The sequence below is a fragment of the Streptomyces carpinensis genome (assembly GCF_002154505.1).
Lineage (GTDB): Bacteria > Actinomycetota > Actinomycetes > Streptomycetales > Streptomycetaceae > Streptomyces > Streptomyces carpinensis.
Genome location: NZ_MUBM01000085.1, coordinates 69,750 through 84,401 on the forward strand (window position 1 = coordinate 69,750; position 14,652 = coordinate 84,401).

Below are 14,652 nucleotides of genomic sequence, written 5' to 3' on the forward strand. Positions count from 1 at the left end.
CAGCTGCCCGTCGCAGGGCCGAGCAGGGGGCTGGGGGTGAGAATGTCCAGCGCCGGCCGACCCGCGGCCTCGCCCTCCTCGGCGTCGCACAGGGCCCTTCCAGTCCTTCGACGTCCACCATCGTGGCGTGGGGTGCCGCGCGGATGCGGGTGGACCGGCAGGCACCCGTCATTCTCGTACTGCGCGGTGGCGACCGCCAGCCGCGCAGTACCGGGGCGGCCGGCGGCCGCGCGGATCCGCGCGAGGCGTGACATGAGGCTCCGTGAGGGCGGACGGCCGGGCGGTTCCCCGGTTCTGCGAGCAGGGCGTCCGTGCGCTGCACGGGTCATGTGACCGCAGAGTGCCCGCAGTTCATCGCCCTCCGGTCATTCGCCTCACTTGGAGCGGTCATAACCGCTGCCTGTGGCCTTCGCGCATGCTCTGACCGGCGCCCCAGGCTGCGTGGGCGCCCGAGGGACGGTAGGAACGGCAGAAGGGACTTCGCCCTGATGGCGGGTATCGGATCCGCCGATGGCCAGGCCGGAATCCCCGGAAGGGGCGGGCGCTTTGGACTGCCGTCACCTCACGGACGAGGTGACGGGCGACGGGACGCGGCGCACCGCACCCCGTTCGGCCCTCGGTTTTCGACATGAAGGACGGCCCTCATGGGTTCTGTTGATCTGGCCGGGCGTGTGGCCCTGGTGACGGGAGCGACCAGCGGCATCGGCGCCGCGACCGCGGCGCTGCTCGCCGAGCGCGGAGCGCACGTGCTGGTCGCGGGCCGCGACGCGGCCCGCGGGGAGTCGGTTGTCGCGGCCGTCCGGGCGAGCGGCGGCAAGGCGGACTTCCTCGCCACCGACCTGCGGGACGCGGCGTCGGCCCGGCGGCTGGCACAGAAGGCCACCGAGCTGGGCGGAGGCCGTGTGGACATCCTGGTCAACAGCGCGGGTGTCTTCCCGTTCGGCCCGACGGCACAGGCGTCGCCCGGCGACGTGGACGCCGTCTACGACCTGAATGTGAAGGCCCCGTTCCACCTGGTGGCGCAGCTGGCCCCGGCGATGGCCGAGCGCGGGCACGGCGTGATCGTCAACGTCAGCACCATGGTCGCCGAGTACGGCGTCGCGGGGATGGCGTTGTACGGCTCCAGCAAGGCGGCGGTGAACCTGCTGACCAAGGCATGGGCGGCCGAGTTCGGCCCGCGCGGGGTGCGGGTCAATGCCGTCGAGCCCGGTCCCACCCGAACGGAGGGCACGGCCGCCATGGGCGACGCCCTCGCCGCCCTCGCCGCGCAGGCACCCGCCGGACGGCCCGCCGAGGCGCGAGAGATCGCCGAGGCGATCGCCTATCTGAGCAGTGACGCGGCGAGCTTCGTGCAGGGCGCGATCCTGCCGGTCGACGGTGGTCGTACGGCTGTTTGACGCGCTCGGATGGCCACGGCTGTCCGACGCACCCGGATCGCAGGGAGGCGCCGGGCATCTCCCGCCCGGCGCCCGCTGCCCGTGACGCGGTCGCCAAGGGGCCGGATCAGCCACCCGTGGACCGGTCGAGCGCGGCGATGAACCGGCCGAGGTCCCGGCGGCGCGAGTCGGCGGGCCACACCGCCCAGGTGCGGCGCACCAGCGGATGCCCGACCAGCGGTGACCAGGTCACGTGGTCGGGCAGGGGCTGCTGCCAGCCCGGCGGGGCCAGCGCGAAGGCCCGCCCGGACGCGACCGCCGCCAGTTTCACATCCGCGATCAGCGCCTGCCCCTGCGGCGCCTCGGGACCCAGATCCAGGCCGTGACCGCGGAGGACCGCGGTCAGCTCGTCGTACCAGGCGGGGCTGCCGGCGCGGGGGAAGCCGACCCACTGCAGATCGGCGAGCGCGTCGAGCGGGATGCCGTCGGGTCCGGCGAGTTCGGCAGCCTGCTCCGCGGCCAGCAGTACACCCAGCTTCTCCCGCACCACGAGGAGCGCGTCGAACTCCGGACCCGGCGGACGCTCCCGCAGGAAGCCGACGTCCAGCTCACCGGACCGCAGTGCCACCAACTGCTCCGCCGTGGGCATGTGCCGGGCCTGCACACGTGTACCCGGATGCGCCTCGGACAGATCGGCCAGCGCCGGATCGAGCAGCCCCGAGGGCAGTTCGAGCGGGATCCCGATCCGCAGCGCCCCACCACCTGGGCCGGCGTACCGGGCCATCGCCCGCAGGGCCTGATCATGCCGGGCGAGCACCGCGCGGGCCTGCGCCAGCAGGGCGGTTCCCGCATCGGTCGCTCGGACCCCGGTGCTCCCGCGCACCAGCAGCTTCACCCCCAGTTGCCGCTCGAGTGCGCCGACCGTCTGGGACAGGGCCGGCTGACTCACGTGCAGCCGCCGCGCAGCGGCGGACAGCCCGCCCTCCTCCACCACCGCCACGAACGCGCGCAGCTCCCGCAACTCCATGTTCCTCATGCCACCACGCCGTCCGGAGCATGTCACGCTCGCCGAACGCCTGGGCTGCGAAGGGCGGCGCCGGGTCCGGTTTGCGCACTGGCTGTGCGCACCACAGGCTGCCCCTATGAACCGCATCCCGGAAGCCGGTGGGCCGCTCACGCTGGTGACGGGCGCGGCGGGCAGTGTGGGTGCCGTGGGACGATCCGTGGTCGAGGGACTTCGGCGAAGGGGCCTGCCCGTCCGGGCCATGGTGCGCCGCGACGACGAGCGGGCGGAAGCCCTGCGCGCGACGGGCGCCGAAGTCGTCGTCGGAGACCTGACGCACGCGGTCGACGTCGCCGACGCCCTGGCCGGTTGCGGACGCATGTACTTCGGCATGAGCGTCTCGGCGCAGTATCTGGAGGCCGCCGTGACGGTCGCGGCCGTCGCACGTGCGTACGGGGAACTGGAAGCGTTCGTGAACATGTCGCAGCTGACCGTCTCCGAGATGGACCTCACCAGCACCTCCGAGTCCGTGCAGCAGCGGCAGCACTGGCTGGTGGAGCAGGTCCTCGACTGGTCGGGTCTGCCGGTCGTCCAGGTCAGGCCGACCGTGTTCATGGAGAACCCGCTGTTCCGTGTCGGCTTCTCCTCGATCGCGAGGGACGGAACCATCAGGCTGCCCTTCGGCCGGGCGAAAACCTCCCCCGTGGCGGCCGGCGACGTCGCCGCGGTGGTGGCGGAGATCCTGGCGGAACCGGTCCCGCACACCGGCAGGATCTACGAGCTGACCGGGCCGCGCTCGCAGGACATCTCCGCCATGGCGGCGGAGGTTTCCGCGGCCCTGGGCCGGCCGGTCGGTTACGCCGACGTGCCCCTGCGGCAGTGGATCGAGGAGGATCTCAGGCCGCTGGGTCTGCCGGACCATGTCTTCCAGCACATCTCCACCATGGCCCGCCTGCACGCGGAGAATCGATACGACCGCCAGGCGGACGGGGTCGGGCAGGTCACCGGACGGCCGCCTTCGGGCGTGGCCGACTATGTCCGGGACAACCCCAGCCTGTTCAGCCTCTGAAGCCACGTCCTGCGGCGCCCCATGGCCCGCCCGGACCGCACGGCCCGGCGCACCACCCGGGCCACCCTCCTCATGTCACAGAGACACCGCCGACGCCATGGCTGCGCGGGCCATGCCCGCCACCGCTTTGCCGTCCATCCCTCACATGTCGCGACTCCGCGCTCGGTCGTACGGTCGGCTCTGAGTAAGCAGGTACGTCAAGTTCGTCACCACTTACCGGAGTTCCCTCATGCGATCTTCCACTCTGAGCAGAATCTTCCGGCGCACCGCTCTGGCCGCCGCGCTCGGCACCCTGGCCGCCGGCCTGACAGCTGTCCCCTCCCTCGCCGCGAGCGCCGCCGCCGGCACCCTCCAGCAGGTCACCGACTTCGGGTCGAACCCCGGCAACCTGGCGATGTACGAGTACGCGCCGGCCGACCTTCCGGCGAGCGCGCCGCTGGTGGTGGCTCTGCACGGCTGCACCCAGTCGGCGAGCGACTACCACGCGCACTCCGGCTGGCAGAAGTTCGCCGACCAGTGGGGCTTCGCCGTGGTCTACCCGCAGACCAGCACGGCCAACAACAGCCTTTCCTGTTTCAGCTGGTTCGACTCCACGAAGGACACGCGCGGCAAGGGCGAGGCGGCCTCCGTCATGCAGATGGTCGCCACCGCCGCGGCGCAGTACGGTTCCGACCGCAGCCGGATCTTCGTCACCGGCCTGTCCGCCGGCGGCGGCATGACCGCGGACCTGCTCGCCGACTACCCGGACGTGTTCGCAGGCGGCGCCGTCGACTCCGGTATCCCCGCGCAGTGCGCCACCACGCAGACCGCCGCCTCCGGCTGCCAGTACGGCAGCCAGAACCTCACCCCCAGGCAGTGGGGCGACAAGGTCCGCAACTCCTACCCCGGATACACCGGTTCGTGGCCGCGGGTCGCGATCTGGCAGGGAAGTTCCGACACCACCGTCACCCCGGTCAACGGCACCGAGCTGCGCGATCAGTGGACCGACGTCTGGGGCATCGGCCAGACGGCCTCCAGTACCCGGAACCTGACCGGCGGCACCACCGAGAGCATCTACGCCGACTCCTCCGGCAAGCCCGCCGTCGCCCTCTTCTCGGTCTCCGGCATGGCACACGGCCTCGCCGTGGACCCGGGGCCGGGCGCCGATCAGTGCGGTACCACCGGGACTTACTACCTCGACTACATCTGCTCCAGCTACCACACCGCGAAGTTCTGGGGCCTGGACGGTGCCGGCGGCAGCAACTCCCTGCCCGCCCCGTCCGGCGTCGCGGTCACCGGCACCACCGACACCGGCGCCTCGTTGTCCTGGAACGCCGTCAGCGGCGCCGCCTCGTACGACGTCTACCGCGACGGCACCAAGGCCGGGTCCACGACGGGCACTTCGTACACCGACACCGGCCTGTCCGCCGGGACTTCCTACAGCTACACCGTCGCCGCGGTCGACGCGACCGGCGCCGCAGGGGCCCCGTCCGCACCCGTCACGGCGACGACGACCGGCTCGACGCCCAAGTGCTACACCGACAACAACTACAACCAGGTCAAGGCAGGCCGTGCCCACCAGATCGGCGGCTATGCGTACGCCGACGGCTCCGGCCAGAACATGGGCCTGTACAACGTCGCCGTCGTCCACACGCTGAAGGAGACCTCTCCGGGCTACTTCGTCATCGCCGATGCAGGCTGCTGACTTCGAGTCCAAGACCGGCGCCCGGAGGACAGGTGCTGTTTCCATGGCCGCGCCGCCACGTGCTCGTCATGCCGTGCGGGGCGAGCACGTCCCGTCCCTAGCCCGGATCAAGGGTCTGCTCCGCCCAGACGATCTTGCCGGTCGGCGTGTATCTCATGCCCTGGGCCTGCGTGAGCTCCGCGACGATGCTCAGGCCACGGCCGCCCTGGTCACTCGGCGCCGCTCTGCAGGCGTGGGGAGCCCTGCTGCTGGTGTCCGACACCTCGCAGATCAGGGCGCGGTCGCGGATGAGGCGCAGCCGGATCGGGCCGTCGGAGTAGCGGATCGCGTTGGTGACGAGTTCGCTCACCACCAGGCTGTTGGTGAAGGAGAGGTCCGGCAGTCCCCAGGCCGTCAGTTGCGTGGTCGCCCGGGAGCGTGCGTCGGCCACGACGGCGGGGTCGTTGGGCAGGTCCCAGGTGGCGACGTCCGTGGGCGCGAGGCCCCGGGTACGGGCGGCGAGCAGGACGGACGGCCTCACCTCCCGCGCGGGACGGCCGGCACCTGTGCCGGTCCTGCCCGACCCCACTCGGATGTCGGGCGTCCTGCGGTGCGGGTGGGTGCCTGCGGAGCTCAGGACAAGGAGGCTGCCGGGGGCGACGTCGAATTCGGCGCTGTCGTGGGACAGGGAGCCGTCGGGCGCCGGAGCGGTGGGGCCGACGGACCTGACTCGGTCGCCCGGACCCACCAGGGTCAGGGCGGCCGCGCCCGTCCACGCGGCCGCGCAGCGATGGGTCACCGGATCGTAGACCGCGTACAGGCAGTGGCTCTTGGCCCGGTGCCCAGCGCCGGCGTGCTGCTGTCCCGCTGAGGGGGCGGTCTCGCGATGGGTGGGGCCCAGGGCGTGGGTCAGGATCTCGGCGGGCTCGAAGTCCAGCGCGGCCAATGCCCTGATCTGTGACTTCTGCTGACTCATGGCGACGGCAGCGGTGATTCCCCGGCCGTCGGCGAACCCCACGGCCAGCCCCACCCGGGTGCCGGCGAGAGGAATCACGTCGAACCACCCGCCCGGAACGCTGTCGGACGGCACGTGGCTCTGGACCTCCTCGATGGCGGTCACCTCGGGAGGTTGCGGCAGCAGGGCGTCCTGCAACATGCGTCCGATCGCCTGCCCCCGCAGATCGCGGTGCACACCGTCGAGCATCCTGGCGACCCGCTGCGAGAGATCTGCCGCTGCCCGCAGGTCGGCCTGTCCGAACGGCGGCGAACCGCCGCACCGGTAGAAGGCCGCCATCCCGAGAACGGCATGCTGGGCGGTGAGCGGCACCACCAGGAGGGAATGCACCCCGCTCTCACGCAGCAGCGGAGCGCGTACCGGGTCACGGGCGAGCCACCGGGTCCTCGGGGCGACATGCGCGATGACCCGGGGCCGCTGATCGATCACGCTGCGCCGGTAGGGCGTGCCACAAGGGATACGACTGGCCTCGCCGATCCGGTAGGCGCCTCGCGAACCGTCGCGCACGGCGCGGAAGGCGGCCCGCCGGAAGCCGCCGCCCGCGCCCACCCCCGACATCGCGCTGTGCTCCTCGAGGGCGGCGTCGGAGATCTCGACCGCGACTATGTCGGCCATGGCGGGAACGGCGGCGTCAGCCAGCTTCCGGGCGATCCGGAAGGCGTCCTGAGCGGGCGAGGCATCGGCCTGGACTGTGGGCATGGGGGAGTGAGTCATCCTGATCACCGAGATGGGAGTACTGGTCACTGCATACGAGCATCCGCCACCGCTGCCTGTCGCGCATCGGTGCCGGGCCGTACCTTCTGTCCGGTGTGTGACGCACCCCCTTGCGGCCCGTCCTCGGGGCGTGATGCACCACTGCCGCGATCCGGCTGCGGGTTTTCCGCATCGACGGCGCCAAGGCCTGCCCCGCGAGCGCGCCGGACCTACCGTTGCAACTATGGACGCCCACAGCCCCGCCGCCGACCGGCCGAGCTCCCCGAAGACCACCGTGGTCCTTGCTGACGACCACCTGGTGGTGAGAGCGGGCATGCGCCTGCTCCTGGGTCAGGACCCGGCGTTGGAGATCGTCGCCGAGAGTTCCACGATCAGCGAGACCATGGATGCGGTGCGCGAGCACCGTCCTGGCATGCTGGTCCTGGACCTGACCATGGCGGGACGGTCGAGTCTGCCGACGATTCCGGAGCTGCTCGCCGTATCTCCGCGCACCCGGATCCTGGTCCTCACCATGCAGGAGGATCCGGCGTTCGCCCGCGCTGCGCTGCGCAGCGGCGCGGCCGGCTATCTGCTCAAGGAGGCGGCAGCCGAGGAACTGCTGGCCGCTGCCCGGCAGGTGGCCTCCGGAGCGACCTACGTCCAGCCCGCTCTCGGGGCCCGACTGGCGCTCGAGGGGGCCGGCCCGCCCGATGCCGCGGAGCGCGACCCCCTGACCGAGCGCGAGACGGAGGTCCTGTCAATGCTGGCGCTCGGGCACACCAACGACGAGATCGCTCACCGTCTGTACGTGTCCGTGCGGACCGTGGAGACCCACCGTGCCCGTATCCGTGACAAGCTCGGCAAGGACACCCGGGCCGAACTGATCGCCGCGGCCCGGGAACGCGGTCTGGTGGCATGAACGGTCGGCCGCTGACGAGTGCGAGCCTCGCCCTCGAGGCAGCCGGGACCTGTCTGCTCCTCGGCACGGTCGTCATGGAGATCACCGACCAGCCCCTGGGCCCGGAACTCGCCCTGTCCCTCGCGGCCGCAGCCCCCTATCTGGCGGCAGCGCAGCTCAGCCCGTCGGAACGGCGCACCTGGCTGGCGGTTGCGGCGGCCCTCGCGCTCCTGTTCGCCGTGGCCTGCCTGGTCAGGATCACCCAGCAGCCGCTGCTCAACGCGCTGCATGTGCTCCCGCTGCTGATGGTGGCCTCGGCGGCCTCCACCAGCCGTAGCGCGACGCAGCGCCGGCGGCTGCTGCACCGGGAACGGGTCCGAGCGCGTCACGACGGCCAGGAGCGGGAACGCCGGCTCTGGGCCCGGGAGCTGCACGACGACACCCTCCAGGAACTGGGCGCGGTCCAGGTGGTGCTGTCCGCCGCGGCCGCCGACGGCCGGGCGGAGGCGATGCACGGTGCCATCGATCAGGCGCGCGGTCTGATCGGCAACCAGATCACCTCGCTGCGGCATCTGATCGTGGACCTGCGCCCCGCCGCACTGGACGAGTTGGGACTGCACCCGGCACTGCAGGCACTGTGCCGACGCACCACGGACATCTTCGGCGTCCGTGTCGATCTGCGGATGCCTCGCGAGACCGGAGGCATCGGCGATCTGCTGCCTGCGGACACCCAGGCGCATGTGTACAGGATCGTGCAAGAGGCCCTGACCAACGCGGTGAAGCACGGCGACCCCACACGGGTCACCGTCAGCATGGACAGCGACCGCGACTCGGTGACGCTGACCGTCACCGACGACGGGCACGGCATGCCGCAACCCGCGGACCTCGCGCGTCGCGACGCACGCGGGGCGGCGAGTCCCCCGGCCTCCGCACTCCAGGGTGTGGGGCTCTCCGCCATGCACGAGCGTGCGGATCTCATCGACGCTCAGCTGAAGATCCGCAGCGTTCCCGGGCTGGGCACCACGGTCACCTTGCGCATTCCGGTGAGCCGGCACGGCCCTCGCCGAACCGGGTCATGAGGAGACGGCGGCGCAGCTGGTGCTGCTGCGGCCACCGCCGCGCCGGATGGTGCCCCCTGCGGGTGGCCTGGCTGTCTCCGTCCGTCGTTCACCGGAGCACCGTCCTACGCGTGGGATGGCCGAGGCTGCCGCATGCGAAGCAGCCGCATTCGGTGCAGGCTGGCAGTGGAGGAAAATGCCCGTCGCGCACAGGCACCGGTGCGTCCCACACGGCGCGATACGCCGCGACAGTCCGTGAGCCGACGCGGGAGCGTCACCCGTCCTCGACGCCTGCGGGGAGCGGCACGCGCCGGCAGGAAGGAAGCGCGATGAAGATCGAAGGATCGATCGCCCTGGTGACGGGGGCCAATCGCGGCATCGGCCGCGCGTTCGCCCGCGCGTTGATGGACCGTGGAGCAGCCAAGGTCTACGCCGGTGTCCGCGATCCGGCGAGTGTGAGCGACGAGGACCTCACTCCGCTGCGTCTGGACGTCACCGATCCCGAGCAGGTCGCCGCGGCGGCCGGTGCGGCGGACGATGTCACCGTCGTGATCAACAACGCCGGTGTCGGAGGGTTCAGCACCGAGCTCCTGACCGGTTCCTTCGACGGCGCCCGCCAGGCGATGGAGATCAACTACTTCGGCACCTGGGCCGTTTCCCGGGCCTTCGCCCCTGTCCTGGCCCGCAATGGCGGCGGCGCACTGGTGAACATGCTGTCGAGCGCCTCCTGGGCGGCGCGGCCGGACTACCCGGGGTACGCCGCCTCCAAGGCAGCTCAGTGGTCATTGACGGGCGCGCTGCGGGAAGCACTGCGGGAGCAGGGCACGCTGGTCGTCGGCGTCCACGCCAGTTTCGTGGAGACCGAGCTCAGCTCCTTCACGGACGCTCCGAAGATCAGCGCGGCCGACGTCGCGGAGCAGACCATGGAAGCCCTGGCGAACGACAGGGTCGAAGTCCTCGCCGACGAGCGGACCAGGCAGGTCAAGTACGCCCTGTCACAACCGCTCGACCTGTGAGCAGACGCCGGCCGCCCCTCAGCCGGCGAGAGCCCGCGGAGGAGAATTCATGAGTTCCGAGTCATCGGTGGCGCACAACCCCCGTGCCCCGGCCCTGCTCGGACAGACCCTCATCGTCATCGGCGGGAGCGCGGGCATCGGGCTGGCGACCGCCGGGCACGCCCGCGCCGAGGGCGCCGCGGTGATTCTCACCGGCCGGGACCCCGAACGGCTGCGCACCGCGGCCACGGACGTCGAGGCGCTCGGTACCGCCGCTTTCGACGCCAACGACCCGGCGCAGCTGGGGCGGTTCTTCGAGGAGCTGCCCAGGCCGGTCGACCACGTGATGGTCACGGCCGGGCACCCGTCCTACGGGCGCATCCTGGACATGGACTCCGATCAGGCGCGTCGGGCGATCAGCGAGCACATGGTGCCCGCGATCGAGGCCGCGCGCCACGCCCACGCAAGGGTACGGCCGGGCGGCACCCTGCTTCTCCTGGGCGGCACGGGCGCCCGGCGGATCCGTGCCGGGCTCGGGATCGCGCCCGCGGTCACCGCCGCGCTGCCCGCACTCACGGCCAGTCTCGCTCTCGAACTCGCTCCGGTTCGGGTCAACCTGATCGCCGCCGGCTTCGTGGACACGCCGCTGTCCGCCAGGCTTCTCGGTGACGGACTCGACGCTCGTCGCGAGGAACTGCGCGCCACGCTGCCGATCGGTCGCGTCGTCGAACCGGCCGACGTCGCGGCGCTCGCAGTTCACATCATGACCAACACGGCTCTCACCGGCGCCACTTACGACATCGACGGCGGCCAGCAACTCGTCGGCTGAGAGGGGAGGAGGAGTGTTCGGCGCCGGCCGCCGGAACCCGGGGCTACGGGTTGCGTCTCAAGGGTCGTAGAACCGCTTCTCCCGCCCGCAGGAGTGCGTTGAGGGGTTGTCCGACCCATCGGGTGAGGTGGCGTGGCAGGTCGGGGTCCAGTTCGATGACCACCTTGACGTAGCGGGTGGCCAACGGAGTGACTGTGGTGGGACCGGGACCGGGACCGGGACCGGGACCGGGACCGGGACTGGGAGTCGGGGTGGGGGCGTCCGGTCGGCGCTGGAGCGCGGCTCGATAGGTGTCCTTGCGCTGGTTCACACCGTGTCCTGACGGTTGACGAGCTCCTCGGCGAGATCCATGTACGCCGTGCCCTTCACCTCGACGGGGCCGCCGAACGACTGGGCGTACAGGTCGAGTCGGGGAATGTGCGTGGACAAGACGTCGAAGCCCCGCTCGGTGAGGGCTTCGCGGGCGTCGGCATCGGGACCGGTACGCGTGGCGTCGGGCCGGTTCGTGCGGTTCAGCAGGACGGCGGCGCGGGCCGGTCGGGCGCGCAGTGACTGCACGTCATCCATTTCCCGGTCGATGGGTGCCATGCGGTCCAGTTCGATCGGGGCCGGAGTCACGGGCACGATCCAGTCGCTCGCGTATCTCATGATGCTCCGGGCGATGTGGGCGTGGTCCTCCAGCTGAGGCGCGTCGAACACCACTGCCCGCCGGTTGTCGAGGAAGTCGTTCACCCTCCGGTGCACGTCGCCCACCGGAAGGGCGAACACGGGGAACGGGAAGCCGCCCGCCAGTTCGCTCCAACGCAGCGCGGAGGACGCGGGGTCACAGTCCACGAGCAACGGAGTGAGGCCGGATGCGTGCAGCGCGTGGGCCAACCAGACGGCACTGGTCGTCTTTCCCACTCCCGGTTTGAGGTTCACGAATGCATAGCTCAGGGGCACAGGAGCCGACGCTAACGGCCCCGCGCCGACGACTTCCGTCGGCGCGTAGCCGCCATGCACGGTTCACCCTGCGGAGCCGGTGAATCATTCCCACGGGCTAACGCCGGTACCGCCGACCGCCCGACCGCCCGACCGCCGGTCGCCGTCCGGCGACGTCACCGCACCGTGATGGTGACCGTGGCCGTGCTGGTCGTGGCGGGCAGTGCGGTGGTGTCGACGGCCAGGTACTCGCCGTCGTCCTGCCGGCCGTCGGGCAGGTTCTTGGTCGCGGCGCCGGCCTGTCCTGGGGGCGGCCGACCGGCCAAGCCCCGTGCAGCACGTGGCTGCCGCGTCCGCCGCGCCTCGCCGCGCACCTCGCATGCGCGACGGCACGCCCGCCCGCACGGGGCGTCGGGCGTGCCGACGACAGGACGCCCTTTCCCGCGACGCGACCACAACTCTGGCCAGGGCGCCGACCTGACCTCCTGCTCGATCACACCCGCCGCGTGGACCGTACGGCAGTTCCCGGTCCTATCGAAGCGGCTTCCGCGTGACGCCGATGGTGAGGCCCATGGCGGTCAGTCCCAACAGAGCTGTGACGCCGCCGACCCAGCAGTTGTTCCAGATGATGCCCGCCCGTGCGCCGTGGGTCGCGGTGACCACCCATGGGGAGATCACGAGCCAGATACCGAGAGGCGCGACCGCCCACGCCAGGCGGAACATTCGCTCCGGGGCGAGGGCCATGCCCAGCCCGATGAGGCCGACAGCGATGCCGATGATCAGGTTGTTGACCGTGATGCTCGGCTGTCCCGAGAAGTGCACGACCCACGGCGAGATCGCCGCGTACAGGCCCGCCAGGAGGATCAGTCCTTCGATGGCGACGACCTTGCTGCTGGAAGCCGTGCGTTCCAGCCGCTCCCGCATCTCCGCCATCTCTGGGTGCGTAGTCATACCAGTGGCGTGCTGCTGCGGATACGACATTTCTGCCATCTCCCCTCTTTGGGGGTGATTATGTGCCTTTTATGCGCATCTCCAGATCTAGGCCCTTGATTCAGCATTCGGTGAGTTGGTGGTGTGAGATGCGTCACTGAAAGCGGGTGTGTGGGGGGCACGTGGTGCTGGACGGTCTCGACTGACGTCGAAGATCGGGCTGAGGGCCGATCCGGTCCTCCAGGGTGCAGGCCCACGAAATGGCCCCGGATGGCCGAAGTCCGCGAGGCGGGCGTACTCGTTTGTGTGGGCGTGGAGGATGAGGGTCTGGCGGTCGACCGCGGTGGCCAGTGGGCGGAGCCGGTGAGCGCTGCAATCCGGGCGTATCGGGCCGGACAGCTTCGTGGCGCACTGCGGAAGGAGGCCGAGGCAGGCCTCGCGCGCCGTCTCGGGATGGCCACGCACCCGTCGGCGTCGGGCGGCGCCCCGACGGGCGGGACCGGGCCGTGCGACGGCTGGTGGTTGATCGTAGGCTTCCGGCCATGACTACCGAGACCCAGCCTCTGACACCCCGCGAAGCCTTTGAGTTGCTGCTGGCCGGTAACCAACGCTTCACCGCGGGCGCCCCTGAGCATCCGAACCAGGACGCCGCCCGCCGCGCCGAGACCGCCCCGGTCCAGCACCCCTTCGCGGTGCTCTTCGGCTGCTCCGACTCCCGGCTGGCCGCCGAGATCATCTTCGACCGCGGCCTGGGCGACCTGTTCGTGGTCCGCACTGCCGGCCACATCCTCGGCGCCGAAGTGCTGGGCAGCGTCGAATACGGGGTGGACGTGCTGAACTGCCCACTCGTGGTGGTCCTGGGCCACGACTCGTGCGGCGCCATCGCCGCCGCGCGCGCGGCGCTGGAGGACGGCAAGGCGCCCGCCGGATACATCCGGGACGTCGTCGAACGCGTCACTCCCAGCGTGCTCGCCGCCCGGGCCGCCGGACACCTCGACGCCGACGAGGTCCTCGCCGAGCACGTGAGGTCCACCGTCGATCTGCTGCTGGACCGCTCCCGGATCCTCGCCGAGCGAGTGAACGCCGGCCAGGCCGCCGTGGTGGGCCTGTGCTACCGCCTCGCCGACGGGAGCGCGCAACTCGTCGCGGCCCGCGGCCTCGACATCGCCGTCAGCCCTGCACCCTGACCACCGCAGCCGGCCCTCCACTCCCCGACACGCAGCGGCCTGTCACCCACGGTGATCCGCCGGGAACCAGCGATCCCTGCCGGGCCTGGTCGCAACCCTGCCTCCAGGTCGGGCACGACCTCCCGTCCTCCTGCCGGATGCGCGTCCGGTGGGCACTCCGGCAGGAGGACGGAACGGCGTCGGTGCTGGTCCATCAAGAGGGCCGGGGTCCCGCGGCGCGGCGGAGCCGGTTGGCGATCGCGAGCCCCAGCCCCTCCTCCACCGGCAAGGACGCGATGATGAGGTCGCACCCGTGCTCATCGAGCTCGCGCAGGAAGCCGTACAGCCCGCGCGCGTAGGCCGCCATCGATGCTGGGAGGGTCACCACGGCGTGCGCCTTCACCGGGGCGTCGGCGAAGGCCGGGGGAAGAAAGACACCCACCTGGTGCCCCAGCTCCTGCGCGAGCTCCGCTTCGGCGACGACCTTCTCGGGCTCGACCAGGACGACCCGCGCCCGCGGCGCGTAGTGGGACGGATGCTGGCCCGGCACCCGGACGTGGCTCGTCGAGTGGACGGCGAGAGGGCGGCCCAGCACCGCTTCGAGGTCCTCGCGGGTCACCCCGCCGGGCCGAAGGACGCTGGGGATCTCGCCCGTGGCGTCGACGATGGTCGACTCGACGCCGACCTGGCAGGGGCCGCCGTCCAGCACGAAGTCGACGGCGTCGCCGAGCTCCGCACGGACGTGGTCGGCCGTGGTGGGGCTGACCGAGCCGAAGCGGTTGGCGGACGGGGCCGTGACACCGCCGCCGAAGGCCGACAGCAGTGCGAGTGCGACGGGGTGGTCGGGCACGCGCACGGCCACTGTCTCCAGGCCACCAGTGGCTTCCAGCGGCACCCGGCGACCGCGCCGCAGGACCAGCGTGAGCGGCCCGGGCCAGAAGCGTTCGGCCAGCAGACGCGCTGTCACCGGTACGTCCTCGACCCAGTCGTCCAGGTGCTCCGCGCCGGCGATGTGAACGATGAGCGGGTGGGAGGG

At 71.5% G+C, this 14,652-nt stretch carries 14 protein-coding genes; 8 read left to right on the forward strand and 6 right to left on the reverse strand.

Features of this window, described 5'->3' with window-relative positions; genetic code table 11:
* The first annotated feature begins 644 nt into the window (after positions 1–644).
* Positions 645–1,397 (forward strand): SDR family NAD(P)-dependent oxidoreductase, encoded by a 753-nt coding sequence (locus tag BZY54_RS12450; RefSeq protein ID WP_086725232.1) that lies wholly within the window; start codon positions 645–647, stop codon positions 1,395–1,397.
* Positions 1,398–1,503: 106 nt separating this feature from the next.
* Here BZY54_RS12450 and BZY54_RS12455 read toward each other — a convergent pair whose 3' ends face one another.
* A complete protein-coding gene (locus BZY54_RS12455; protein WP_208640632.1) occupies positions 1,504–2,412 on the reverse strand; it encodes a LysR family transcriptional regulator in 909 nt (302 codons plus the stop codon).
* Positions 2,413–2,518: 106 nt separating this feature from the next.
* Between BZY54_RS12455 and BZY54_RS12460 the strand changes: the two genes are divergently transcribed.
* Positions 2,519–3,448 carry an NAD(P)H-binding protein gene (locus BZY54_RS12460; RefSeq protein WP_086725234.1) on the forward strand — a complete coding sequence of 310 codons (930 nt, stop codon included), beginning with the start codon at positions 2,519–2,521 and terminating at the stop codon, positions 3,446–3,448.
* 229 nt (positions 3,449–3,677) lie between these two features.
* The gene (locus BZY54_RS12465; protein WP_086725235.1) at positions 3,678–5,132 is read left to right on the forward strand and encodes an extracellular catalytic domain type 1 short-chain-length polyhydroxyalkanoate depolymerase; all 1,455 of its coding nucleotides are present in this window, start codon (positions 3,678–3,680) and stop codon (positions 5,130–5,132) included.
* 97 nt (positions 5,133–5,229) lie between these two features.
* Here the strand turns inward: BZY54_RS12465 and BZY54_RS12470 are convergent, their stop codons facing one another.
* Positions 5,230–6,825, reverse strand: coding sequence for an ATP-binding SpoIIE family protein phosphatase (locus tag BZY54_RS12470; RefSeq protein ID WP_107419694.1), 1,596 nt, complete (start codon positions 6,823–6,825; stop codon positions 5,230–5,232).
* Positions 6,826–7,063: 238 nt separating this feature from the next.
* On the opposite strand from BZY54_RS12470, the gene BZY54_RS12475 reads away from it, so the two are divergent.
* From BZY54_RS12475 to BZY54_RS12490, 4 genes are all read left to right on the forward strand, one after another.
* Positions 7,064–7,738, forward strand: a complete 675-nt coding sequence (locus BZY54_RS12475; protein WP_086725251.1) for a response regulator — start codon at positions 7,064–7,066, stop codon at positions 7,736–7,738.
* Positions 7,735–8,796: a sensor histidine kinase gene (locus tag BZY54_RS12480; protein ID WP_086725237.1), complete on the forward strand. Its 1,062-nt coding sequence runs from the start codon at positions 7,735–7,737 to the stop codon at positions 8,794–8,796. The genes BZY54_RS12475 and BZY54_RS12480 overlap by 4 nt, the downstream gene beginning before the upstream one ends.
* 308 nt (positions 8,797–9,104) lie before the next feature.
* Entirely contained in the window at positions 9,105–9,791 is a 687-nt protein-coding gene (locus BZY54_RS12485) for an SDR family oxidoreductase (protein WP_086725238.1), read from the forward strand.
* Between the two features lie 49 nt (positions 9,792–9,840).
* Complete coding sequence (locus BZY54_RS12490) at positions 9,841–10,599, forward strand: SDR family oxidoreductase (RefSeq protein WP_086725239.1); 759 nt, start codon at positions 9,841–9,843, stop codon at positions 10,597–10,599.
* 306 nt (positions 10,600–10,905) lie between these two features.
* Here the strand turns inward: BZY54_RS12490 and BZY54_RS12495 are convergent, their stop codons facing one another.
* From BZY54_RS12495 to BZY54_RS12500, 3 genes are all read right to left on the reverse strand, one after another.
* Positions 10,906–11,601 (reverse strand): nucleotide-binding protein, encoded by a 696-nt coding sequence (locus tag BZY54_RS12495; RefSeq protein WP_341868683.1) that lies wholly within the window; start codon positions 11,599–11,601, stop codon positions 10,906–10,908.
* A 95-nt stretch (positions 11,602–11,696) separates the two neighbouring features.
* Positions 11,697–11,846 (reverse strand): hypothetical protein, encoded by a 150-nt coding sequence (locus tag BZY54_RS50835; protein ID WP_158103852.1) that lies wholly within the window; start codon positions 11,844–11,846, stop codon positions 11,697–11,699.
* A 205-nt stretch (positions 11,847–12,051) separates the two neighbouring features.
* Positions 12,052–12,501, reverse strand: a complete 450-nt coding sequence (locus BZY54_RS12500) for an SPW repeat protein (RefSeq protein WP_086725240.1) — start codon at positions 12,499–12,501, stop codon at positions 12,052–12,054.
* A gap of 491 nt (positions 12,502–12,992) precedes the next feature.
* On the opposite strand from BZY54_RS12500, the gene BZY54_RS12510 reads away from it, so the two are divergent.
* On the forward strand, positions 12,993–13,637 hold the full coding sequence (locus tag BZY54_RS12510; RefSeq protein ID WP_086725242.1) for a carbonic anhydrase: 645 nt from the start codon (positions 12,993–12,995) through the stop codon (positions 13,635–13,637).
* 193 nt (positions 13,638–13,830) lie between these two features.
* On the opposite strand, the gene BZY54_RS12515 is transcribed toward BZY54_RS12510, so the two are convergent.
* Positions 13,831–14,652, reverse strand: an 822-nt coding sequence (locus BZY54_RS12515; protein WP_086725243.1) for an L-threonylcarbamoyladenylate synthase, incomplete at its 5' end; no start/stop codon positions are given.

Bases quoted from the DNA above. Each gene is read 5' to 3' on its own strand.
- BZY54_RS12480 (WP_086725237.1), top strand. From the start codon at position 7,735: ATGAACGGTCGGCCGCTGACGAGTGCGAGCCTCGCCCTCGAGGCAGCC.
- BZY54_RS12490 (WP_086725239.1), top strand. From the start codon at position 9,841: ATGAGTTCCGAGTCATCGGTGGCGCACAACCCCCGTGCCCCGGCCCTG.
- BZY54_RS12500 (WP_086725240.1), bottom strand. From the start codon at position 12,501: ATGTCGTATCCGCAGCAGCACGCCACTGGTATGACTACGCACCCAGAG.
- BZY54_RS12450 (WP_086725232.1), top strand. From the start codon at position 645: ATGGGTTCTGTTGATCTGGCCGGGCGTGTGGCCCTGGTGACGGGAGCG.
- BZY54_RS12510 (WP_086725242.1), top strand. From the start codon at position 12,993: ATGACTACCGAGACCCAGCCTCTGACACCCCGCGAAGCCTTTGAGTTG.
- BZY54_RS12460 (WP_086725234.1), top strand. From the start codon at position 2,519: ATGAACCGCATCCCGGAAGCCGGTGGGCCGCTCACGCTGGTGACGGGC.
- BZY54_RS12455 (WP_208640632.1), bottom strand. From the start codon at position 2,412: ATGAGGAACATGGAGTTGCGGGAGCTGCGCGCGTTCGTGGCGGTGGTG.
- BZY54_RS12465 (WP_086725235.1), top strand. From the start codon at position 3,678: ATGCGATCTTCCACTCTGAGCAGAATCTTCCGGCGCACCGCTCTGGCC.
- BZY54_RS12470 (WP_107419694.1), bottom strand. From the start codon at position 6,825: ATGCCCACAGTCCAGGCCGATGCCTCGCCCGCTCAGGACGCCTTCCGG.
- BZY54_RS12485 (WP_086725238.1), top strand. From the start codon at position 9,105: ATGAAGATCGAAGGATCGATCGCCCTGGTGACGGGGGCCAATCGCGGC.
- BZY54_RS12475 (WP_086725251.1), top strand. From the start codon at position 7,064: ATGGACGCCCACAGCCCCGCCGCCGACCGGCCGAGCTCCCCGAAGACC.